Origin of the sequence: Streptomyces sp. NPDC057543, assembly GCF_042801895.1 — a bacterium.
In the GTDB taxonomy this organism is placed as follows: Bacteria; Actinomycetota; Actinomycetes; order Streptomycetales; family Streptomycetaceae; genus Streptomyces.
This window is the reverse complement of sequence record NZ_JBHVFF010000126.1, coordinates 1-22,419: the sequence shown is the minus strand read 5'-3', so window position 1 is coordinate 22,419 and position 22,419 is coordinate 1. Positions and strand designations below refer to the sequence as shown.

The following is a 22,419-nucleotide window of genomic DNA, read 5'->3' as shown; positions in this document are numbered from 1 at the left end:
GTCGAGGAGACCCGCCCCCGGGGCGTCGGTGTTACGCGTCCTCGTCGTTGACCCAGCTCATGAGCTTGCGCAGCTCACGGCCGGTGGTCTCCAGGAGGTGGTCGCTGTCCGCCTTCTTGTACTCGTTGTACTTGGGCAGACCGTTGTGGTACTCGGCCATCCAGTTCTTGGCGAAGGTGCCGTCCTGGATCTCCGCGAGGACCTTCTTCATCTCGGCCTTGGTGGCGTCCGTGATGATCCGCGGGCCGGTGACGTAGTCGCCCCACTCGGCGGTCTCCGAGATGGACCAGCGCATCTTCTCCAGGCCGCCCTCGTACATGAGGTCCACGATGAGCTTCAGCTCGTGCAGGCACTCGAAGTACGCGATCTCCGGCTGGTAACCGGCCTCGGTCAGGGTCTCGAAACCGGCCTTGACCAGGGCGGCGGTGCCACCACAGAGGACGGCCTGCTCACCGAACAGGTCGGTCTCGGTCTCCTCGGTGAAGGTCGTCTTGATGACGCCGGCGCGGGTGCCGCCGATGCCCTTCGCGTACGACAGGGCGAGCGCCAGGCCGTTGCCCGAGGCGTCCTGCTCGACGGCCACGATGCACGGAACGCCGCGGCCCTCCTCGTACTGACGGCGGACCAGGTGGCCCGGGCCCTTGGGGGCGACCATGCAGACGTCGACGCCCGCCGGCGGCTTGATGAACTCGAAGCGGATGTTCAGGCCGTGACCGAAGAACAGCGCGTCGCCGTCCTTGAGGTTGTCCTTGATGGACTCCTCGTAGACCTGGGCCTGGATCGGGTCCGGGACCAGGATCATGATGACGTCGGCCTCGGCGGCGGCCTCGGACGGCGTCACCACGCGCAGGCCCTGCTCCTCGGCCTTCGCCTTGGACTTGGAGCCCTCGTGCAGACCGACACGGACGTCGACACCCGAGTCACGCAGCGACAGCGCGTGGGCGTGGCCCTGGCTGCCGTAGCCGATGACCGCGACCTTGCGGCCCTGGATGATGGACAGGTCGGCATCGTCGTCGTAGAACAGCTCGGCCACTGGGTCTCTCCTTGGTGTGCAGGTGTTACGTCCCACCGTACGGCGGGGGCGTCAGATACGTTTTCGGGTCTCGCCATACGAGCGGCGAGGGGGTGGCGGCCAGGGTCCGTCCGGCGGATCAGGGCCGGACAGGGCACGGCGTCCGGTGCGGTGCACCGCAAGGCGCCGGAGCGTCCTGAGGTTGGGGGCTCCCCCGCTCGAACGGAGTTGATCGCTTGAGGAAGGAGCTCTTCGGGCGTTTCGGCAACGCCGCGAGGCGCCGGGCGTCGCGACCCCGGTCGTGATCCGCCGGACAGGCCCTAGGCCGTACGGTCCAGGGCGCGCAGCGAGCGGTCGGTGATCGAGCGCGCGCCGCGCCCTATGGCGATCGTGCCGGACTGGACCAGTTCCTTGATGCCGTACTGCTCCAGCATCTTGAGCATGGCCTCCAGCTTGTCGGCGCCGCCGGTCGCCTCGATCGTGACGGCCTCCGGGGAGACGTCCACGGTCTTGGCGCGGAACAGCTGGACGATCTCGACGATCTGGGAGCGGGTCTCGTTGTCGGCGCGGACCTTCACCAGGACGAGCTCGCGCTGGATCGCAGCGGACGGCTCGAGTTCGACGATCTTCAGGACGTTCACCAGCTTGTTGAGCTGCTTGGTCACCTGCTCAAGAGGCAGGTCCTCGACATTGACGACGATGGTGATGCGTGAGATGTCGGGGTGTTCGGTGGTACCGACCGCGAGCGAGTCGATGTTGAAGCCGCGGCGGGAGAACAGGGCGGTGATCCGGGCGAGGACACCGGGCTTGTTCTCGACCAGGACGGAGAGCGTGTGCTTGGTGGACATGGAGTCGGTCTCTCTCTGTCTCTCAGTCGTCTTCGTTGTCGCCGAAGTCGGGGCGGACCCCGCGGGCGGCCATGACCTCGTCGTTGGAGGTGCCGGCGGCGACCATCGGCCACACCATGGCGTCCTCGTGGACGATGAAGTCGATCACGACGGGGCGGTCGTTGATGGAGTTGGCCTCTTCGATGGCCCTGTCCAGATCGGCCGGGTCCTCGCAGCGGATCGCGTAGCAGCCCATGGCCTCGGACAGCTTGACGAAGTCCGGGACGCGGGTGCCCTTCGCCGGGATGCCCTCGGTGTCGGCACCGGAGTGCAGCACGGTGTTGGAGTACCGCTGGTTGTAGAACAGGGTCTGCCACTGGCGGACCATCCCGAGCGCGCCGTTGTTGATGATGGCGACCTTGATCGGGATGTTGTTGAGCGCGCAGGTGGTGAGTTCCTGGTTGGTCATCTGGAAGCAACCGTCGCCGTCGATCGCCCAGACCGTGCGGTCCGGCATGCCGGCCTTGGCGCCCATCGCGGCCGGGACCGCGTACCCCATCGTTCCGGCGCCGCCGGAGTTCAGCCAGGTGGCGGGCTGCTCGTACTGGATGAAGTGCGAGGCCCACATCTGGTGCTGACCGACGCCCGCCGCGAAGATCGTGCCCTCGGGAGCGAGCTCGCCGATGCGCTGGATGACCTGCTGCGGCGACAGGCTGCCGTCCTCGGGCAGGTCGTAGCCGAGCGGGTACGTCTCGCGCCAGCGGTTGAGATCCTTCCACCAGGCCTCGTAGTCACCGACGTGACCTTCGGTGTGCTCGGCCTGGACGGCCTGGACCAGGTCGGCCAGGACCTCACGGGCGTCTCCGACGATCGGCACGTCGGCCTCGCGGTTCTTGCCGATCTCGGCCGGGTCGATGTCGGCGTGGACGATCTTGGCGTACGGGGCGAAGCTGTCCAGCTTGCCGGTGACGCGGTCGTCGAAACGGGCTCCGAGGGCGACGATCAGGTCGGCCTTCTGCAGCGCGGTGACGGCGGTGACCGCACCGTGCATGCCCGGCATTCCGACGTGCAGCGGGTGGCTGTCGGGGAATGCGCCGAGCGCCATCAGTGTGGTGGTGACGGGCGCTCCGGTGAGCTCTGCGAGGACCTTCAGTTCGGCGGTGGCCCCCGCCTTGATGACGCCGCCGCCGACGTACAGCACCGGGCGCTTGGCCTGGGTGATGAGCCTGGCGGCTTCGCGGATCTGCTTGGCGTGCGGCTTGGTGACCGGCCGGTAGCCGGGCAGGTCCAGGACGGGCGGCCAGCTGAACGTGGTCCGCGCCTGGAGGGCGTCCTTGGCGATGTCGACGAGGACGGGTCCCGGACGGCCGGAGGAGGCGATGTGGAAGGCCTCGGCGATCGTGTGCGGGATGTCCTCGGCCCTGGTGACCAGGAAGTTGTGCTTGGTGACCGGCATGGTGATGCCGCAGATGTCGGCTTCCTGGAATGCGTCCGTCCCGATCGCCTTGGAGGCGACCTGACCGGTGATCGCCACCAGCGGGACGGAGTCCATGTGGGCGTCGGCGATCGGCGTGACCAGGTTGGTGGCTCCGGGGCCCGAGGTGGCCATGCAGACGCCGACCTTGCCGGTGGCCTGTGCGTAACCGGTGGCGGCGTGTCCCGCGCCCTGCTCGTGCCGGACCAGCACATGACGGACCCGGGTGGAGTCCATCATCGGGTCGTACGCCGGAAGGATGGCGCCGCCGGGAATGCCGAATACCGTGTCGGCCCCCACCTCCTCGAGAGACCGGATGAGGGACTGCGCGCCCGTGACGTGCTCAACGGTGGCGGAGGACGATCCGCCGTTACGGGCCCGCGGCTGGGGATGGTGGGCCCCGGTGGCCTGCTCGGTCATCGGCATTCTCTTCTCGAAGCTGAGGGTTTTTGCGAGTGTCTTGCGGGTACTTTGCGACGTTTTGCCTGGTGCCGGTGCAACAAAAAACCCCTCGTGCCGTGAGGCAAGCGAGGGGAGCGCGTCGGTGTGGTCTGCGGAGTCTCCACGAGGGACTCCGCTCAGCCGACGCGCTTTCCAAGTACGAGAATTCGGGTGCGCATGGCAATGACCCTCTCTCCGACGCACACGGGGTGTCAAGTGGGTGGGACGGGAGTCTCAGCATGTGAACCGCTCAGGAGAGGGACGGAGCCGCCCGTCAGGACCGGCTGGGCGGTGGTGCTGCCGGGCACCGGGAACTCGCCGCGGGCCAGGGCGCGGCGCAGCCGGTACTCGTCGAGCGGCCCGGAGAAGGCCATTCCCTGGCCGTGCGTACAGCCCATGGCGCGCAGTGCGAGGGCCTGCTCCGGTACGTCGACCCCGTCGGCCACGGACTGCATGCCGAGGTCGCAGGCGATGCGCAGGAGACCGCTGGTGATCTTGTGCAGCCGGGCGGATTCCACGACGCCCTCGACGAGACCGCGGTCCAGTTTCAGTACGTCGATGGGGAGCCGGCGCAGGGCGTTGATCGCGGCGTAGCCGCTGCCGAAGCCGTCGAGTGCGATGCGGACGCCGAGCCGACGCAGGGCGACGAGACGCTGTTCGAGGTCGTCGAAGGAGATGCGGGGGTCGCTGTCGGCGACCTCGATCATGAGGGCCCCGGAGGGCAGGCTGTGACGGGTGAGCAGCGCCTCGACGGAGCCGAACGGCATGCCCTTGTCGAGGAGTCTGCGGGCGGAGAGCCGCACGGCGACGGAGACGGGGTGGCCGGCCCTGGCCCGGTCGGCGGCCTGCTCGACGGCCTTTTCGAGGAGCCAGCGGCCGAGCTCGGCGGTGCGGTCACTGTCATCGGTGACGCGGAGGAATTCGGCCGGGGTGAACAGGATGCCCTGGGCGGAGCGCCAGCGGGCCTGGGCGGCGACAGCGGCGACGGTGCCGCTGGCGAGATGCACGACGGGCTGGTGGAGCAGGGCGAACTCGCCGTCGCGCAGTGCGGTGCGCAGCCGGGCCGTCAGCTCGGAGCGGCGTACGACTTCGGCCTGCATCTGGGGGGCGTACAGCTCGACGCGGTCCTTGCCGCCGGCCTTGGCGCGGTACATGGCGAGGTCCGCGTTGCGCATGAGGTCGCCGGGGGTGATGCCGGACTCGGCGAAGGCGACCCCGATGGACGCGGCGACCCGGACCTCACCGGCGCCGATGCGGTACGGCTGGGAGATCGTGAGGCGCAGCCGGTCGGCGATCTCGTGGACCTGGCACTCCCGGGCGGACTGGTCGCGGGTGCCGTCGCCGAGGATGATGGCGGCGAATTCGTCACCGCCGAGGCGGGCGGCGGTGTCGCCGGCCCGTACGGATTCGTGGAGGCGGCGGGCGGCCTGGACGAGGAGCTCGTCGCCCGCCTGGTGACCGAGGCGGTCGTTGACCGCCTTGAAGCCGTCGAGGTCGATGAAGAGCACGGCGGTGCCCGGGTCGCCGGAGCGACGGCCGCCGAGTGCCTGGCGGACCCGCTCGGTGAACAGGGCGCGGTTGGGCAGGTCGGTGAGCGGGTCGTGCTCGGCGTTGTGCTGCAACTGGGCCTGCAGCCGCACCCGTTCGGTCACATCGCGGCTGTTGAGGATCAGGCCGCCCTGGTGGCGGTTGACGGTGGATTCGACATTGAGCCAGTCGCCCGTACCGGATCTGAACCGGCACTCGATCCGGGTGGTGGGTTCTTCGGCCGGAGCGGCGGCGAGGAACCGGCGCACCTCGTGGACCACCCGGCCCAGATCGTCGGGGTGGATGATCGAGGACAGCTCGGCGCCGACGAGGTCTTCGGCGTCGCGCCCGTACACCCCTGCGGCGGCGGGGCTGACATAGCGCAGGACGCCGGTGGGGGCGGCGATCATGATGACGTCGCTGGAGCCCTGCACCAGGGAGCGGAAGTGGTTCTCCTTCTGCGCCAGTTCCTGGGTGAGGGCGATGTTGTCGACGAGCATGATGCCCTGGCGGACGACCAGGGCGAGCACCACCGTGCAGCCGGTGAAGACCACGACGCGGTCCACTCGGCGGCCTTCGATGACGTTGTAGAGAATGCCGAGGGTGCAGACGGCGGCGGCGAGATACGGCGTCAGCGCGGCCAGCGATCCGGCGACGGGACGGCTGGTAGGCCGCGGCGCGCCCTGCGGCGGGAAGGCGTGCTCCTGCGCGTTGGTCGCACCCCAGGGCGCGTACGCGAGGAGCAGGGATCCGGCGAACCAGCCCGCGTCCAGCAACTGGCCGGAGTGGTAGGTCTGGCGCAGCAGCGGTGAGGTGAACAGGGCGTCGGACAGGACCGTCAGGGCGAGGGCGGCGATGGCGGTGTTCACCGCGGAGCGGTTGACGCTGGACCGCCGGAAGTGCAGGGCCAGCACCATGGAGACCAGCACGATGTCGAGCAGCGGATAGGCCAGCGAGAGGGCGGCGCGCGCCACGCTCGCGCCCTCCGCGTCCACGAGGTGCGCGGTGTGGGCGAGGGCGAGGCTCCAGGAGAGCGTGAGGAGCGATCCGCCGATCAGCCAGGAGTCCAGCGCGAGACAGACCCAGCCGGCCCGGGTCACGGGGCGTTTGGCGAGGACGAGCAGTCCGACGATGGCGGGCGGTGCGAAGCAGAGGTAGAAGGCGTCGGCGAGGGAGGGGCTGGGCACCTGGAGCCCGAGCAGGACCTCGTACCACCCCCAGACGGCGTTGCCCCCGGCGGCCATGAGCGAGGAGAGCGAGAACAGCAGCCAGGCGGGCCGGCACCGGTCGCCGCCGGCCCGCCCGTAGAGGAAGCAGGAGACGGCCGCGGCCAGCGCGGCAGCGCTGAGGCCGAAATCCCCCATGAACAGCGCGAGTTCCTTCGAACCCCAGCCGAGGGCGGCTCCGACCGCGTAGCCCCCGCAGACGAGGCCGAGCAGGACCTGCGACACCAGCGAGGACGTGCCGCCGACGGCCGCCCGCCGGGAGAGGAGCGCCCCGAGGGCGCCGGCCGGCGCGCTCACCACGGCGCACCCGGCGACGGGTGCGCACGCACCCGGCGCCCCGCCGGGGCTCCCACCACGATGCCCGGCACCCACGACGTTCGCCACGTGGTCGGACCTGTACGCGTACGCCCGGTGCGAAGAAGCCCGTCCGTCGTGCGGTCACTCGCGCCACGCACCGCGACGCCCGCGCCACGGGCGAGGAGCGGGAAAGCCCCAGCTGCCCCGCGTCGCCGCCGACCGCCCTGCGGTCTCGGATCGTTCGCCCATCGGCCGTGCATCGCCCGTCCCCCTCGCGTGTCGCGTCCTCCCCGGCGCCGTCTCTTCCTCGGCGCAGCGCCCCTTTCGGGACGATACACCAGACCAGTCACAGAGGGACATAGATTATCTACTCTGCGTGACGAACAGGGCAGTTGTCGGTACGGTGCGCAATCGGACGGTCCCGCAGCGTGGTCAGCCGGTGGTGCGTACGACGTTCCGCACCGGCTCCCCCGCGGCGAACCGGCTCAGCTGCCCGGTCACCAGGCGCTTGGCACGCGGCTGGAACGCCGAGGTGCTGCCGCCCACATGAGGGGTGATCAGGACGTTCGGAGCATGCCAGAGGGGATGGCCGGCGGGCAGCGGTTCCGGGTCGGTGACATCGAGGGCGGCGCGCAGCCGGCCGGACTCGAGTTCGAGCAGCAGCGACTTGGTGTCGACGACGCCGCCCCGTGCGACGTTCACGAGCAGCGCGCCGTCCGGCATCGCGGCGAGGAACTCCGCGCCCACCAGCCCTTGTGTGGACGGGTTCAGCGGGGTGGACAGCACGACGACGTCGGCCTCGGGCAGGAGTGCGGGCAGGTCGTCGAGTGTGTGTACGGGGCCGCGTGCTGTTGTCCGCGCAGAGCGCGCGACGCGCGCCACCCGCGCGCACTCGAAGGGCGCGAGCCGGTCCTCGATGGCGGCGCCGATCGAGCCGTATCCCACGATCAGTACGGACTTGTCGGCGAGCGCCGGGTAGAAACCGGACCGCCACTCCTCCTTGTCCTGCCCGTGGACGAACCCGGGGAAGCCGCGCAGGGAGGCGAGGATCAGGGCGAGGGTGAGCTCCGCCGTCGACGCCTCGTGGACCCCCTTGGCGTTGCACAGGCGTACCCCGTCCGGCAACAGGCCGAGGCCCGGCTCGACATGGTCGATGCCTGCGGTGAGCGTCTGCACGACCTGGACCTGCGTCATCCCGGCGAGCGGACGGACCGAGACCTCCGGGCCCTTCATGTAGGGCACGACGTAGAAGGCGCAGTCGGCCGGGTCGGCGGGGTAGTCCGGTCCGCCGTCCCAGAAGCGGTAGGCGAGGCCTTCGGGGAGCCCTTCGATCTCGTCGGGGGGAAACGGCAGCCATACGTCGGGAGTCTTCGTCGAAGTCATGCTCAGGAGGCTAATCGGCGGGAGGCTGCGCGAGGGAAGGTGATCGGCAGAGGTTACTTTGGGGTGCGTTGCGGTCCCGTGGCGGGGGCGGAAGGGTTGGGGGAGTTGGAGCGCAGGAGTCTCGGTGCGGCGGCGCTCGCCGTGGGGGCCGTCGGTCTCGGCTGCATGCCGATGAACTGGGCGTACAGCGCGTCGCAGCAGCGCGGTGACCGTGCGTTGCGTGCGGTGCACGCCGCGCTCGACGCGGGCGTCCAACTGCTCGACACAGCCGACATGTACGGCCCCTTCACCAATGAGCTGCTGGTGGGCCGGGCGCTGAAGGGCCGCAGGTCCGATGCCTTCGTCTCCACCAAGTGCGGGCTGCTGGTGGGCGATCAGCACATCGTGGCCAACGGCCGCCCCGGCTATGTGCGGCGGGCCTGTGATGCCTCGCTGCGCCGGCTGCAGACCGATGTGATCGATCTGTACCAGTTGCACCGGGCCGATCCCGAAGTACCGGTCGAGGAGACCTGGGGCGCGATGGCGGAGCTGGTGACCGCGGGAAAGGTGCGGGCGCTCGGGCTCTGCGCGGTCGGGGCGCGGGCCTCGCGCAGGCCGGGTGCGCGAATGTATGACGAAACGATCCGTCAGCTGGACCGGGTGCAGCAGGTCTTCCCGGTGAGCGCGGTGCAGGCCGAACTCTCGGTCTGGTCGCCCCAGGCGCTGGAGTCGTTGCTTCCGTGGTGCTCGGCGCGGGGTGTGGGGCTGCTGGCGGCGATGCCTCTGGGCAACGGCTATCTGACGGGCACGCTGACCCCGGGACAGGGCTTCGAGCCGGAGGATCTGCGGGCCAGGCATCCGCGGTTCACGGCCGAGATGATGGCGGCGAACCAGCCGGTGGTGGTCGGGTTGCGGCGGATCGCCGAGCGGCACGGGGCGACCGCGGCGCAGGTGGCGCTGGCCTGGGTGCTGCGGCAGGGGCCGCATGTGGTGCCGGTGCCGGGGACCAAGCGGGAGCGGTGGGCGGTGGAGAACGCGGGAGCGGCCGGGTTGACGCTGACCGCGCAGGATCTGCTGGAGATCGCCCGGCTGCCCGCCGCGCGGGGGTCCTGGGACTGACCCCCACCCGGTCGACGATCCCGTCCTCGGATCAGCGATCGAAGGAATCGGTGATCGGGGGAATCGGCGGGTACGGGGAACCCTGGGCGGCGCGGCGGTGTAAGAGACAGTAGTCAGGTGGCCGTCGAAGGGATCGATGCTGTGCGCGGTGTTGGGTTCGGATCTGTACGAGGCCCTGCGGGGCGCGAGGGGTTTCGGGGGCGGCATCGGCGCGGAGGCGTGCGACGCGGGTCGGCGGCCGCGCTGGCCGCGGGCCTGCTGCTGACCGCGGGCTGTTCCCCCGGGGACGGTTCCGGCAGCACGCCGGGTGCCGGCGACCTGCCGTCCCGCCCCGTCCCCGCCGCCTCGGGCCCGTCGGCCTCCCCGTCCCCGTCGGTCGCCCCGCCACCCGCGAAGGGCTCGGTGAAGGTGGTCTCCACGCTCACCGAGGGCCTCGACTCGCCGTGGGGGCTGGCCGAGCTGCCCGGCGGCGATCTGCTGGTCTCCTCGCGCGACAAGGGCACGATCACCCGGATCGACGGGAAGAGCGGGAAGAAGACCCTGCTGGGCGCCGTGCCCGGGGTCGCGCCGGGTGGCGAGGGCGGGCTGCTGGGCATCGCGGTCTCCCCCACGTACGGTTCGGACCATCTGGTGTACGCGTATTTCACGACCGCGTCCGACAACCGCATCGCGCGCATGCAGTACGACGAGAACGGCACGGTGCCGGGCCGGCTGCTGGGCGCTCCGGACACGATTCTGCGGGGCATCCCGAAGGGCTCGAACCACAACGGCGGGCGGATCGCGTTCGGCCCGGACCACATGCTGTACGCGGGCACCGGGGACACGGGGGACGACCGTCTCGCGCAGGACAAGAAGTCCCTGGGCGGCAAGATCCTGCGGATGACCCCGGACGGTCAGCCGCTGCACGGCAATCCGGCGGCCGACTCCGTGGTGTATTCGTACGGGCACCGCAATGTGCAGGGACTGGCCTGGGACGAGCGGAAGCAGCTGTGGGCGTCCGAGTTCGGACAGGACACCTGGGACGAGCTGAACCGGATCGTGCCGGGTGGGAATTACGGCTGGCCGGTGGTCGAGGGCAAGGCCGGGAAGAAGGGTTTCATCGATCCCGTGGCACAGTGGAAGCCGTCCGAGGCGTCCCCGAGCGGCATCGCCTTCGCCGAAGGTTCGATCTGGATGGCGGCCCTGCGCGGTAAGCGGCTCTGGCGGATTCCGCTGTCCGGCACAGGCGACGGGGAACTGGTGGCGGCCCCGCAAGCGTTCCTGAAGGGTACGTACGGCCGTCTGCGCACCGTGCTCGCCGCGGGCGGCAACAAGCTCTGGCTCGTCACGAGCAATACGGACACCCGTGGCACTCCGAAGCCGGGAGACGACAGGATCCTGGTGCTGGCGGTGCGGTAGCGGCTACAGCAGGTGAAAGGGCGTGCGGGCGGTGTTCAACTTCTTCGAGGAACTCTTCGCGCCGGGCCGCAAGCATGCCGCCGAGGAGCAGAAGCGGCTCGAGCTGACCCGGGTGGATCTCGGCGTCGGCGACCCGGGGCGCGGGCCGATAGACCTGGCCTCCGGGAAGGTGATCGTCAGGGCGCCCGGTGACGGCGACGGTGCCGACAGCGACGGCGGCGCCGAGGCCGGAGCCGACGATGCTGGTGCCGACGGCCGCGAAGCGGCTCCCGGGCCGGATGTGCCGGACGGTCCGCAGGCCGGCCCCGAGGAGCCTCCGAAGAGCGGGCCACGGGCCTGACCGGTCCGGTGGCCCTGAAGGGGTCCCGGGGCGGTCAGGCCTGCGGCCCCGCCCCGTCAGGAGTTCCGGGCGGCGGTGGCGGTGGCGGGATAGAGGCGGAGCCGGTGGGCCAGGGCGGCCGCCTCGCCGCGGCTGGAGACGCCGAGCTTGGCGAGGATGTTGGAGACGTGCACACTCGCGGTCTTGGGTGAGATGTAGAGCTCCTCGGCGATCCGGCGATTGGTGTGACCGGCGGCGACCAGTCGGTGCACATCCTGTTCGCGTCGCGTCAGCCCGAAGGACTCCACCGCCGCCGCGGCCGCCTCGCGCAGGTGGTCCTCGGTCTGCTCCCGGTGGTCCGCCGCCTCGCCGGCGGCGGCCCGGGCGGGGACGGTGACGGCATCCGGTATCTCGTGGGCGGTGCCGTGGGCCCGGGTCCGGTCCGGGGCGGCGAGGGTGATGCGGGCGCGGCCGGCCAGCAGCTCGATGGTCTCGGTCAACGGGCGTGCGCCGAGTTGCCCGGCGGTGCGGTGCGCGTCACGCAGCAGGGTGGTGGCCGCGGGCCGGTCGCCGGAGGCGATGAGGAGGGCCTCGGCCCAGCGGTGGCGGATCTGCGCCAGCTCGTACGGTCGGTGGAGCGGGGCGAAGGCGGTGGCGGCGCGGGACCAGTGGTCGGGGGTGTCGAGGCCTTCGGCCCGGGCCAGTTCGGCGTCGACCAGGAGACCGTAGGCGGCCCAGATCGGGACGAGCATCGGCAGCCGCTTCAGGTGGGTCCGGACAGCGGCGAGGATCGCCGGCCGGCCGGCGTCGGCGGAGGGCAGGCCCCGGGCGTCGGCCTCGGCAGCGGCGGCCGCATGGAGCAGCGGCAGCGCGTACCGCTGGGTGCCGGGCGGGAAGCCCTGTTCCGACTGGGCCTCGAACTCGGCCCGCGCCTCGGCGAGCCTGCCCTGCTGCGCGGCGAGGGCCGCGGCATGGCGTACGGAGGGGATGAGGTGCTGGGGCTGCGGATCCCGGGTGCCGAAACAGCGTCGGGTCAGGACGAGTTGGGTTTCGGCCTCGGCCAGGTCGCCCTGGGCGAGGGCCAGTTCGGTACGGCGTGAGGCGACGAGTCCTTGCGCCTTGTTGGACCGGGCGACGCGGGCCGCCGCGTCGACCGTCGCCTGGCACTCGTCCCAGTGACCGAGGGAGAAGAGCGAGGCCGCCTGGTTGCAACGGACCCATGCCTCCATGTCGGCGATGCCGTGGCTGCGGCTGATCTCGATGCCGTGGTCCGCGGCGGCCACGGCCTCCAGGGAGCGGCCCATGGCTTCGAGGGTGGAGGGGAGGTTGGTGCCGGCCCGGCTCATGATGCCGACCAGGTGCAGCTCGTCGGCGCGGTCGCGGACGGCGTACATCTCGGCGATGCCTTCGTCGACGCTCCCGGCATCGGCGGTGAGCCAGCCGCGGGTGAGCCGGGCGTGCAGTTCGGTGTACTCGTCGTCGACGAGCCGGGCGTACTCCACGGCCCGGTCGACGGCGAGCAGCGTCTCGGCACCGGGGCGGTGCAGGGCGCCCCATCCCGCCACGCTCGCCAGGACGTCGGCGTGGACGACGGACGGGGGCAGTCCGCGCACGAGTTCCTGGGCGTTGGCCAGTTCCTGCCATCCGTCGCCCCGCGTGAGGTCCTGCATGAGCCGGGAACGCTGGACCCAGAACCAGGCGGCGCGCAGCGGGTCGTCCTCGCCCTCCAGGACGCGCATGGCCTTCTTGGCGATGGCCAGGGCCCGTTCGCGGTCGCCGCCGAACCGGGCGGCGACGGTGGCCTCGGCCATGAGGTCGAGATAGCGCAGCGGGGTGGCGTCGGGGTCGCAGCTGCAGATGGGGTAGCTCTCGGCGTAGTCGATGGGGCGCAGGGTGCCGCGTACGTCTTCGGGGGCGTCGTCCCACAGCTCCATCGCCCGTTCCAACAGGCGGAGTTGTTCGGAGAACGCGTAGCGGCGGCGAGCCTCGACCGAGGCCTCCAGTACGGCGGGCAGGGCCTTGGCGGCGTCGTGTGCGCCGTACCAGTAGCTGGCGAGCCGGGTGGCGCGTTCGTCGGGGCGGACGAGGGTGGGGTCGGCCTCCAGGGCTTCCGCGTAGCGCCGGTTGAGCCGGGAGCGTTCCCCGGAGAGCAGATCGTCGCTGACGGCCTCGCGGACCAGGGAGTGCCGAAAGCGGTAGCCGTTGCCCTCCGGGGTGGTGAGCAGCAGGTTGGCGCCGACGGCTGCCCGCAGTGCCTCGATGAGGTCGTCCTCGGCGAGCCGGGCGACCGCTGCCAGCAGTTCGTACTCGACGGCGGAACCGCCCTCGGCGACCATCCGGGCGATCTTCTGGGCGTTTTCCGGGAGCGCTTCGACGCGGACGAGCAGGAGGTCGCGCAGCGAGTCGGAGAGCCGGGAGTGGTCGCCGCTCTCCAGGCTGCAGGCGAGTTCCTCGACGAAGAAGGCGTTGCCGTCGGACCGTTCGAAGATCTCGTCCACGAGGGCGGCCTCGGGGGTGGCGGCGAGGATGCCGGTGAGCTGGCGGCGGACCTCCGCGCGGTTGAAGCGGGCGAGTTCGATCCGGCGGACGGTACGGAGCCGGTCCAGCTCGGCGAGGAGGGGGCGCAGGGGGTGGCGGCGGTGGATGTCGTCGGAGCGGTAGGTGCCGATCACGACGAGGCGGCCGCTGCGCACGGTGCGGAAGAGATAGACGAGGAGATGACGGGTGGAGGCGTCGGCCCAGTGCAGGTCCTCCAGGACGAGGACGACCGTGCGCTGCGCGGAGATGCGTTCCAGGAGTCTCGCGGTGAGTTCGAAGAGGCGGGCCGTGCTGTGCTCGTCGGTGGCGTCCCGGTGGGCCTCGCCGAGCTCGGGGAGCAGCCGGGCCAGCTCGCCCTCCTGTCCGGCGCAGGCGGCGGCCATCTCGTCGGGCAGGGTGCGGCGCAGGGCGCGCAGGGCGGTGGAGAACGGGGCGTAGGGCAGGCCGTCGGCACCGATCTCGACGCAGCCGCCGACGGCGACGACGGCCTCACGGCGCACCGCCGCCGTGAGGAACTCCTCGACCAGCCGGGTCTTGCCGACGCCCGCCTCGCCGCCGATGAGCAGCGCCTGTGGCTCGCCGCCGGGGCCGTCGGCCGGGCCGGTGCCCTCGCCGGTGGCGCGGGTGAGCGCATCGATGAGCGAGGCGAATTCACCTGCGCGGCCGACGAATACGGGACTGACGGACCTGGTCTGCACGTCGCCGAGCATCGCACACGGGTCCGACACCGCGGGCCCCGTAATCCGGTCGTCGGCATCGCTCGGCAGCTTCATCCGGCTGCTAGGCGGCGTGGACGAACCGGTTCCGGTCCGTACTCGCCGGCCCCTCGGCCCCCTTGTTCGCGGGATCACGACGGGCGGCCCGCCCGGAATCACGCGCAACCCGGCGCGCGGCGCGGCGAGCGCGAAGGACCTCCCGGGCGAGCCGCTCCCGGTCGGCCCGGCGGCGCAGTTCGGTCGCGTACATCTTGTGGAGTTCGAGCGGATACATGTGCTTCTCCCGGAGGACGACGGCCCGTTGGGGCCTGGGGGGCGGCAGTGCTTCTGCCGTGACCCCACTGTCGTCTCCCAGAGGGTGCCGTCACATCGGGCGAGTTCCGTATCTTCGCGGCGTGAGGGGCCTTAGCCGAGTGCGGGCACCGTCGCATACGGGTCGGTGCCGCACCGGCGGATGTCTTACGACCTCACCCGCGATGGAGAGTGGATCAGCGAGCGGCGTCATGCGGCTTCGAATCCAAGGCGGAGGAGGGAAGCGACGCGGAGCGTCGTTGACCGACGACAACGCCGGAGGCGGAGTCGCAGGGCGTCGGGAGTCCGCTCTCTATGCGGGTGAGGTCGTTAGACCGACCGGCAATTGGCGGGTGGGAGAAGGAGCGGGCCGGGTGCGTGCAGCCGGCGGATGGGATCTCCCCTGCTCGAGCGAAGCCGAGAGCGTGGGGAAGGAGCATTGGTGATTGACGACAACGCCGCAGATGCGCGTGCCCAGCCCCGCGACGCCGCCCCCCGATTGCCGGTCGGTCTCAGGCGGCCGGGGGGCGGTGCGTACTCACTGGGTGGCGACCGCGGTCGGCAGGGGCACGATGAGGTCGAAGTACATGGCTACGGAGATCACCACGCCGAGGACGCCGAGCGCGATGCCGGCGGTCGCGACGGCCCGCACCCAGCCCGGCTGCGGGTTCGGGGAAGGCGCGCCGAAGGCCGGGCGGACCAGGGCGAAGACGCCGACCAGCAGGGCGAGCAGCGCGAAGAGGCCGTTGACCAGTGCCGTGGAATGCCAGGCGTCGCCGTAGATCTCGGAGATCTGCTGAGCCGCGGTGGCGCCACCGGACGAGGTCTTGATCTGCCCGATCAGGGTCTCGCGCTCGGCGGCGACCTTGCCGGTCCAGGACCCGGTGAGCGCGACGACGCCGAGACCGGCGGCAGCGACGGCCGCGGCGGCCGAACCGAGACCGGACGGCTTCTTGCCGGAGTCCTCGAGGTCGAGGTCGTCGAGGTCGTCGAGTTCGTCGAAGTCGGAGGCCTCGGACCCTGAGACCTCGGACCCGGAGGCCGTGAATCCGCCGTCCTTCACTTCAGTGTCCTTCAAGCCACCGTCCTTCACTTCAGCCTCGTTGACGTCGACGTCCGGGGCGGAGCCCGTTCCCTCGTTGTCAGCCGGAGCGGCGGGGTCGGTGGGGGTGGTGGGGCTTGTGGGCTTTGTGGGGGTCCTGGGGTTCATGCTCCGCACGCTAGGCGGGGCAGATGAGAACCCTCTTAACGCCCGGTCCCGGCCCGTGCCCGCAGCCGTTCCTGACGCCTCCCCCGCCCCGCCCTCAGGACTTCCGGGCCCGCCACTCCGGGGCCAGCACGGACCAGATCTCCGAGTCGTGGCGCTCACCTCGGTGCAGGTAGTTCTGGCGCAGCACCCCGTCGCGCGTCATGCCGAGCCGCTTGGCCACGGCGACGCTGCGGGTGTTCGCGGCGGAGGCGCCCCACTCCACGCGGTGCATGCCGCGCTCGTAGACCGCCCAGTCGATCAGCTTCTCCGCCGCCCGGGTGATCAGTCCGCGCCCCTGCGCCGCCGGTTCCAGCCAGCAGCCGACCTCGCAGTTCCCCGACTCCGTGTCGAAGATCCGGAACAGGACGCCGCCGACGAGCGTGCCGTCCAGCCAGATGCCGTAGAGGCGTCCCGTGTCCGCCGCCTGCTTCTCCGCGTACCGCTGGAGCAGGGCGCGCGCCGACTCCAGGTCGGTGGCGAAGGAGGCGAACGGGATCCAGGGGTCGACGAGCTCGCGGGCCCTGTCCACGTGGGCGAGGAATTCCGCCGCCTGCCAGATCTCCAGCGGACGCAGCTCCGCGCTGTCGTCGCCCAGGGATATCGCGAACATCATGCTCCTTCTCGAACCGCTTCCGCCGCGTGCAGTGTCTGCGCGCCTTCCACCGGCTCCACCGGTTGTGCTGCCTGCGGGATCTTCGCATGCGGCGCGTCGCACTCGGGAGCCTCGATGCTGATCCGCGGCAGCCGCCGGTCCAGCCAGCCCGGCAGCCACCAGTTCGCGCCGCCCAGCATGTGCATGAGGGCGGGCACCAGCAGCGTACGGAGGACGAACGCGTCGAGGGCCACGGCCGCGGCCAGCGCGATGCCGAACATCGCGATGACCCGGTCCCCGCTGAGCACGAACGCGAGGAAGACCGAAATCATGATCACGGCCGCGGAGTTGATCACACGGCTCGTCTCGGCGAGGCCGACCCGGACCGCCCGTCTGTTGTCCCCGGTCTCCAGCCACTCCTCGTACATCCGCCCCACCAGGAACACCTGGTAGTCCATGGAGAGCCCGAAGAGCACGGAGACCATGATCACCGGCAGGAACGGTTCGATGGGCCCGGAGCTGCCCAGCCCCAGTAGTTCGCTCCCCCATCCCCACTGGAAGATCGCGACGACGACTCCGAACGAGGAGGCGACGGCGGCCACATTCATCACCGCGGCCTTCAGCGGAATGCCGATCGACCGGAACGCCAGCAGCAGGAGCAGACAGCCGAGCCCTATGACGACGCCGATGAAGAGCGGGAGCTTGCCGATGATGACCTGGGCGAAGTCGTCGTAGCCGGCCGTCACTCCGCCCACATGGGCCCGGAGCGAGGTGTTCGCCTCGGCCTTCGGGAGGACTTCCGTACGCAGATGCTCGACGAGCTTGCTGGTCTCCTGCGACTGCGGTGCCGACTTCGGTACGACGGTGACGAATGCCGTACTGCCGTTGCTGCTGTACGTGACCGGGCCGGTCGAGGCCACGCCGTCGGTGGCCCGCAGGGTGGCCGGCAGGCCGTCCATCGCCAGCCGGTCGTCGGCGCCGTCTATCTGCGCGGCGATCGTCAACGGTCCATTGACGCCCGGCCCGAACCCGTCGGCCAGCAGGTCGTACGCCTGCCGGGTGGTCGACGTGGACGGGTTGTTGCCCTGGTCGGAGGTGCCCAGATGCAGGGAGAACGTGGGCAGCGCGAGCACCAGCATCACCACGGCCGCGAACACGCCGAGCAGCTTGGGGTGGCGTGCGACGAAGGCGGACCAGCGGGCGGCGAAGCCGGTGGGCAGTTCGGGTTGCGGCCCGTGTTCGGCGAGTCTTCTGCGCTCGCGCCGGCTCAGCGCCCGCATGCCGATGAAGGACAGCAGGGCGGGCAGCAGGGTCACGGACGCGGCCACGGTCAGCACGACGGTGAGCGAGGCGGCGATCGCCACGCCATTGAGGAATCCGAGCCGCAGGATCAGCATGCCGAGCAGCGCGATACAGACGGTGGCTCCGGCGAAGACGACGGACCGCCCGGTCGTCACGACGGCGTTCTGCGCCGCCTCGGCGACCGTCATGCCTCTGCGTAGTCCACTGCGGTGCCGGGTGACGATGAACAGCGCGTAGTCGATGCCGACGCCGAGCCCTATCAGCATGCCCAGCATGGGGGCGAAGTCGGCGACGGTCATCGCGTGGCCGAGCAGCACGATGCCCGCGTAGGCCGTGCCGACGGAGACGAGGGCGGTGGCGATGGGCAGCATGCTGGCGGCGAGCGAACCGAAGGCGAGGAAGAGGACGACCGCGGCGACGACGACCCCGATGGCCTCGCTGAAGTGGATGGACGGCGCTTCGGTGAGGGCTATGGCCGAGCCGCCCAGTTCCACCTGGAGGTGGTCGTCGGCGGCCGCCTTCGCGGTGTCGACGACGGCCTGGACCTGCTGTGCCGGGATGTCCTCGGTCTGCTGCTCGAAGGTGACCGTGGCGTAGGCGGTGTGGCCGTCCTCGCTGATCTGTCCGGCGCCGGACGCCCCGTACGGCCCGGTGACGGCGCCGACACCGGGCAGCTCCTCGACCGCGTGCAGGGTGCTGGTCATCGTCTGGCGTACGTCGGCAGCCTGCACGGTGGAGTCGCTGGTGTGCCAGACGATGGTGTCGGTGTCACCGCCCAGGTTCGTGAAACCGCTCTTGAGGAGGTCGGCGGCCCGGCCGGCTTCCGTGCCCGGAACGTCGTAGTTGTTGGAGTACGCGGAGCCCGCGAATCCCGCCGCGGTGGCCGTGCCACCGAGGGCGAACAGCCAGATGAGTACGGCGATGAGACGGTGCTTGATGCACCAGCGGGCAATTGCAGCCAACGGACGTGCTCCCTGCCGGTTCGTGGTTCCTCAACGGGACAACACATGAATTACCCGCAAAGAGCGCATGACCTGAGAGCTGCCACTCTGGCATCCAATGGTGATCGTTTGCCCCTTTCGTGGCCATACTCACAAACGATCCCGGCGGGAACGCCGTGCCGCTCCACGGCGTACGGCGCCCCGCCGCCCGGACCCGGATCAGCCGGAGACGCTCGCCCGGCCGTTCTCGATGTGCCCCATCAGCCGACGCCGGAAGACGTCGTCCCCGTCGACGGTGACGGCCAGGTCGTACCAGCCGTGCGCGTCGGCCGCCGAGTGCACGACCGTACGGCTCCGCCCCGGCTTGACCTTGACCGTCCGGGTCCAGTCCCGCAGATCCGCCTCGTCGACGTATCCGAGCGGCCGCACGGTGAAAGTGAGCGTCGTGCGCCCCGTGTTGCGCAGCGTGAGATGCAGATCCCGCTCACGAGCGTCGACCCGCGAGGCGACCTCGGCCCCGGCCGAGGCACCGTCCCGCGCGGGTCCGGCGAACTCGCGCCGGAAGCCGTTCGGCCCCGTCACGGTGAACCGGTACGCCGTACCGGTAAGGGGCACCGTCCATTGCGCCGTGCCCTTTACATCCCGGTGCTGCGGCACGGGGAACTCACCCGCGTACGGATACAGCGCGAAGTGCGCGGACGAGCGCCCCGTATTGGTGAGGGCCACCTGCACCGCCCCGTCCGCCAGCTTCGCCTGGGCGTCCGGCTGGTACGGCAGGGCGCGGGCCGGCCGGGCCCCGGGCTCCTGTACGGGCATGTGCTGCACGGGCGGCGGCTTCGGCGCCCAGCGCCCGCTGAACGGCGGGATGGTGCCGGGCTGCTCCACGTCGGGCCGGCGCCGCGCGCGCGTGAAGTCGAAGGCCGAGGTCAGATCGCCGGTGACGGTGCGCCGCCAGTCGCTGATGTTCGGTTCCGCCACGCCGGTCCAGCGCTCCAGGAAGCGGATCACGGAGGTGTGGTCGAAGACCTCGGAGCAGACGTAGCCGCCCACGGTCCACGGCGACACGACGAGCAACGGCACCCGCATCCCGAGACCGGTGGGCTTGCCCTCCCACTGCTCCTCGGTCACCTCGGGCGGCGCGACCGGTGGCGGCACATGGTCGAAGAAGCCGTCGTTCTCGTCGTAATTGATGAGGACGGCGGTGTGCCGCCACACGTCGGGGTGCTTGCCCAGCGCGTCCAGGACCTTGTAGACGATCGTCGCGCTGTGGATCGGCGAGGAGACGCTCGGGTGCTCGGAGTCGACGGCCGAGGGCACCAGGTAGGAGACCTCGGGCAGCGTGCCCGCCGCCACGTCCTTGGCGAACTCCTCGGCCAGGGTTCCGGTCTCCACCCGGCGCAGCGCGCGCTCGAAGAGACTGCGTTCGGTCTTGTCCAGGGTGACGACACCCTCTTCGAGCAGGCCGAACAGCCGCTCCCGCTCGGTGGCGTCCGCGTCCCGTACCGCCGAGTAGAACGACTCCATGTATGTATGGCCGCCGGTCTTCGCCAGTGCCTTGCGGGCGATCGCCTTGAAGGTGGCGAAGAACTCGATCTGGTTGTCGGTGAAGTTCTCCCACTCGGTGTACGTGCGCCAGCTGCGGCCCGCCTTCTCCAGCCGCTCCGCATATGTGCCCCAGTCGTACCCGGGGTGCGTGCCCTCGTTGTACGCGTCGTTCCCGACGGCCCGCTTGCCGTTCGCCTCGTTGCCCGTCTTCCCGCTCCACAGGTGGTTGCGGTTGGGGCTGGTCGAGGAGTGGATGGAGGAGTGGTAGGCGTCGCAGACCGTGAAGGTGTCGGCCAGTTCGTAGTGCAGCGGGATGTCACGGCGGTCGTAGTACGCCATGGTGGCGGCCGTCTTCGCGGTCACCCAGCCGTTCATCCACCCGCCGGCCCACGCCTTGCCGCCGCCGCTCCAGGAGTGGTCGAGCGCGCCGATGTACTGGAGGTCCTTCTTCTGCGTCTCAGCGGCGTCCCGCACCGGGAACGGCAGCACGGAGGTGCCCAGCGGGGCGGGCTGCTCGAAGACCGGCTTGCCGGAGGGCAGCTCGACGGCATTGCGGTCGCCGAAGCCGCGCACTCCCCGGAGTGTGCCGAAGTAGTGATCGAAGGAACGATTCTCCTGCATCAGGATCACCACGTGCTTGATGGCTCCGAGCCCGTCACCGCCGCCGGACCCCGCCGAGGGCGCCGGCTGCGCGGCGATCGCGGCCTGCAGCGACGGCGGCAGCAGCGACCCCGCCGCTGCGGCACCGAGCGCACCGCCGCCGAGCGCGAAGAGCCTTCGCCGTGAAATGTCCGTGGTCAAGTGAGCCTCCCGAGTCCGGTCGTACAGCCTGGAAGCTATGCAAGCGAGGTGGCCTCGGGAAGGACTTCGTACGGCTCCGTGGTGAACGTCCAACAGGTCGGCCGGGAAAGTCCAACCGCCGCCCGCACCGGGTCACACCCCGATGACCCGTAGCGAACCCCACAGCGCCACCGTCGACACGACCAGCGTCGCCGGTACGGTCAGCAGCCCGAGGCGGGTGAAGTGGCCGATGTCGGGCGGGGCGCCATGAGTGTGCAGGATGCGGCGCCAGAGCAGGGTGGCGAGCGAGCCGACGTAGGTGAGGTTCGGGCCGAGGTTCACGCCGATCAGGGCGGCGAGCAGCGGGCCGGGGCCGGCCGCCGCGACGATCGGGAGCAGGGCGAGGATCGCGGGCAGGTTGTTGATCAGGTTGGCGAGCACGGCCGCCACGGCGGCCACCGCCAGCAGCGCGGGAAGTGACGAGCCGTCCGGGAGGAAGGCGTCGATCCCGGCGCCGAGGCCGTTGCCGACCACGGCTTCGACCACGACGCCCAGCGCGAGGACGAACAGGCAGAACAGCGGGTTGGCGGAGCGCACGAGGCCCCTGACGGTCGTCTCACGCTTCGCCAGCGCGCGAACGGCCAGGACCCCGGCACCCGCCAGTGCCGCCCACAGCGGTTCCGCGCCCGCGAATGAGGTGACGACGAATCCGCCCAGCGTCAGGGCGAGGACGACGAGCGTGAAGACGGGCACGCCCGGACGGTCCTGCGCAGGCTTCGGCGGGTACGCCCCCGCCGCCAGGTCGGCGGCGAAGACGCGGCGGAAGACGGCGTACTCGACGGCGATGGCGGCCAGCCACGGCAGGGTCATCAGTGCGGCGAAGCGGGTGAAGGAGAGGCCGCTCGCGGTGAACGCCAGGAGGTTGGTGAGGTTGGAGACCGGCAGCAGCAGGGACGCCGAGTTGGCCAGGTGCGCACAGGCGTAGACGTACGGGCGGGGGCGGGCGCCGACGCGGGCGGCGGTGGCGAGGACGACGGGGGTCAGCAGGACCACGGTCGCGTCCAGACTGAGCACGGCGGTGGTCACGGCGGCGACGACGAAGACCCCACCGAGCAGGGGGCCGGTCCGCCCGCCGCAGGCCCGGGCGACCAGATCGCCGGCGGCCGTGAACAGCCCCTCGTCCGCACAGAGCTGGGCCAGGACCAGAATCGCCGCGAGGAAACCGACGACCGGCAGCAGGCTCCCCACCTGGGCGCGGGCCTCCGGCCACGGGACCGCGCCGGCCACGATCACCAGCACGGCCACGGGTACGGCGGCGTACGCCTCCGGCAGTCCCCGGGGGCGTACGACGGCGAAGGCCAGTACCCCGAGCAGGAGCACGACGGAGACGATCTCGGCGGTGACGGTGTTCAGCGGACTTCGGCTCTCCGGACGGGCGAGGGGGCGGTGCACCCGGTCATGGG

Annotated in this window: 15 protein-coding genes; 3 read left to right on the top strand and 12 right to left on the bottom strand. The window is 70.9% G+C overall.

The annotated features are described in order from the left end of the window. Positions 1–31 precede the first annotated feature (31 nt). The 5 genes from ilvC to ACFU8Q_RS21535 all read right to left on the bottom strand — a co-directional run bounded on the left by ilvC (position 32) and on the right by ACFU8Q_RS21535 (position 8,187). On the bottom strand, positions 32–1,033 hold the full coding sequence (ilvC, locus tag ACFU8Q_RS21555) for a ketol-acid reductoisomerase (protein WP_384456270.1): 1,002 nt from the start codon (positions 1,031–1,033) through the stop codon (positions 32–34). A 299-nt stretch (positions 1,034–1,332) separates the two neighbouring features. Then, positions 1,333–1,860 (bottom strand): acetolactate synthase small subunit, encoded by a 528-nt coding sequence (gene ilvN / locus ACFU8Q_RS21550; protein WP_018553223.1) that lies wholly within the window; start codon positions 1,858–1,860, stop codon positions 1,333–1,335. A gap of 22 nt (positions 1,861–1,882) precedes the next feature. Next, positions 1,883–3,739 carry an acetolactate synthase large subunit gene (locus ACFU8Q_RS21545; protein WP_384456265.1) on the bottom strand — a complete coding sequence of 619 codons (1,857 nt, stop codon included), beginning with the start codon at positions 3,737–3,739 and terminating at the stop codon, positions 1,883–1,885. Positions 3,740–3,966: 227 nt separating this feature from the next. Next, positions 3,967–6,804 (bottom strand): putative bifunctional diguanylate cyclase/phosphodiesterase, encoded by a 2,838-nt coding sequence (locus tag ACFU8Q_RS21540; protein WP_384456262.1) that lies wholly within the window; start codon positions 6,802–6,804, stop codon positions 3,967–3,969. 432 nt (positions 6,805–7,236) lie between these two features. Next, a complete protein-coding gene (locus ACFU8Q_RS21535) occupies positions 7,237–8,187 on the bottom strand; it encodes a 2-hydroxyacid dehydrogenase (RefSeq protein WP_384456259.1) in 951 nt (316 codons plus the stop codon). Between the two features lie 141 nt (positions 8,188–8,328). On the opposite strand from ACFU8Q_RS21535, the gene ACFU8Q_RS21530 reads away from it, so the two are divergent. The 3 genes from ACFU8Q_RS21530 to ACFU8Q_RS21520 all read left to right on the top strand — a co-directional run bounded on the left by ACFU8Q_RS21530 (position 8,329) and on the right by ACFU8Q_RS21520 (position 11,023). After that, positions 8,329–9,285, top strand: coding sequence for an aldo/keto reductase (locus tag ACFU8Q_RS21530; RefSeq protein WP_384456284.1), 957 nt, complete (start codon positions 8,329–8,331; stop codon positions 9,283–9,285). 141 nt (positions 9,286–9,426) lie between these two features. Next, the gene (locus ACFU8Q_RS21525; RefSeq protein ID WP_384456281.1) at positions 9,427–10,683 is read left to right on the top strand and encodes a PQQ-dependent sugar dehydrogenase; all 1,257 of its coding nucleotides are present in this window, start codon (positions 9,427–9,429) and stop codon (positions 10,681–10,683) included. A gap of 22 nt (positions 10,684–10,705) precedes the next feature. Beyond that, positions 10,706–11,023 carry a DUF6191 domain-containing protein gene (locus ACFU8Q_RS21520; protein WP_384456256.1) on the top strand — a complete coding sequence of 106 codons (318 nt, stop codon included), beginning with the start codon at positions 10,706–10,708 and terminating at the stop codon, positions 11,021–11,023. Positions 11,024–11,079: 56 nt separating this feature from the next. Here ACFU8Q_RS21520 and ACFU8Q_RS21515 read toward each other — a convergent pair whose 3' ends face one another. From ACFU8Q_RS21515 to ACFU8Q_RS21485, 7 genes are all read right to left on the bottom strand, one after another. Then, a complete protein-coding gene (locus tag ACFU8Q_RS21515) occupies positions 11,080–14,250 on the bottom strand; it encodes an AAA family ATPase (RefSeq protein ID WP_384456278.1) in 3,171 nt (1,056 codons plus the stop codon). A gap of 70 nt (positions 14,251–14,320) precedes the next feature. Beyond that, a complete protein-coding gene (locus ACFU8Q_RS21510; protein ID WP_384456253.1) occupies positions 14,321–14,530 on the bottom strand; it encodes a hypothetical protein in 210 nt (69 codons plus the stop codon). Positions 14,531–15,085: 555 nt separating this feature from the next. Then, on the bottom strand, positions 15,086–15,757 hold the full coding sequence (locus tag ACFU8Q_RS21505; RefSeq protein WP_384456250.1) for a hypothetical protein: 672 nt from the start codon (positions 15,755–15,757) through the stop codon (positions 15,086–15,088). A gap of 94 nt (positions 15,758–15,851) precedes the next feature. Then, on the bottom strand, positions 15,852–16,406 hold the full coding sequence (locus ACFU8Q_RS21500; protein WP_384456275.1) for a GNAT family N-acetyltransferase: 555 nt from the start codon (positions 16,404–16,406) through the stop codon (positions 15,852–15,854). Then, positions 16,406–18,652: an MMPL family transporter gene (locus ACFU8Q_RS21495; RefSeq protein ID WP_384456247.1), complete on the bottom strand. Its 2,247-nt coding sequence runs from the start codon at positions 18,650–18,652 to the stop codon at positions 16,406–16,408. The genes ACFU8Q_RS21500 and ACFU8Q_RS21495 overlap by 1 nt, the downstream gene beginning before the upstream one ends. A 198-nt stretch (positions 18,653–18,850) precedes the next feature. Further along, entirely contained in the window at positions 18,851–20,977 is a 2,127-nt protein-coding gene (locus ACFU8Q_RS21490; RefSeq protein ID WP_384456244.1) for a phosphocholine-specific phospholipase C, read from the bottom strand. A gap of 132 nt (positions 20,978–21,109) precedes the next feature. Beyond that, positions 21,110–22,408: an SLC13 family permease gene (locus tag ACFU8Q_RS21485; RefSeq protein WP_384456272.1), complete on the bottom strand. Its 1,299-nt coding sequence runs from the start codon at positions 22,406–22,408 to the stop codon at positions 21,110–21,112. Positions 22,409–22,419: the final 11 nt, after the last annotated feature.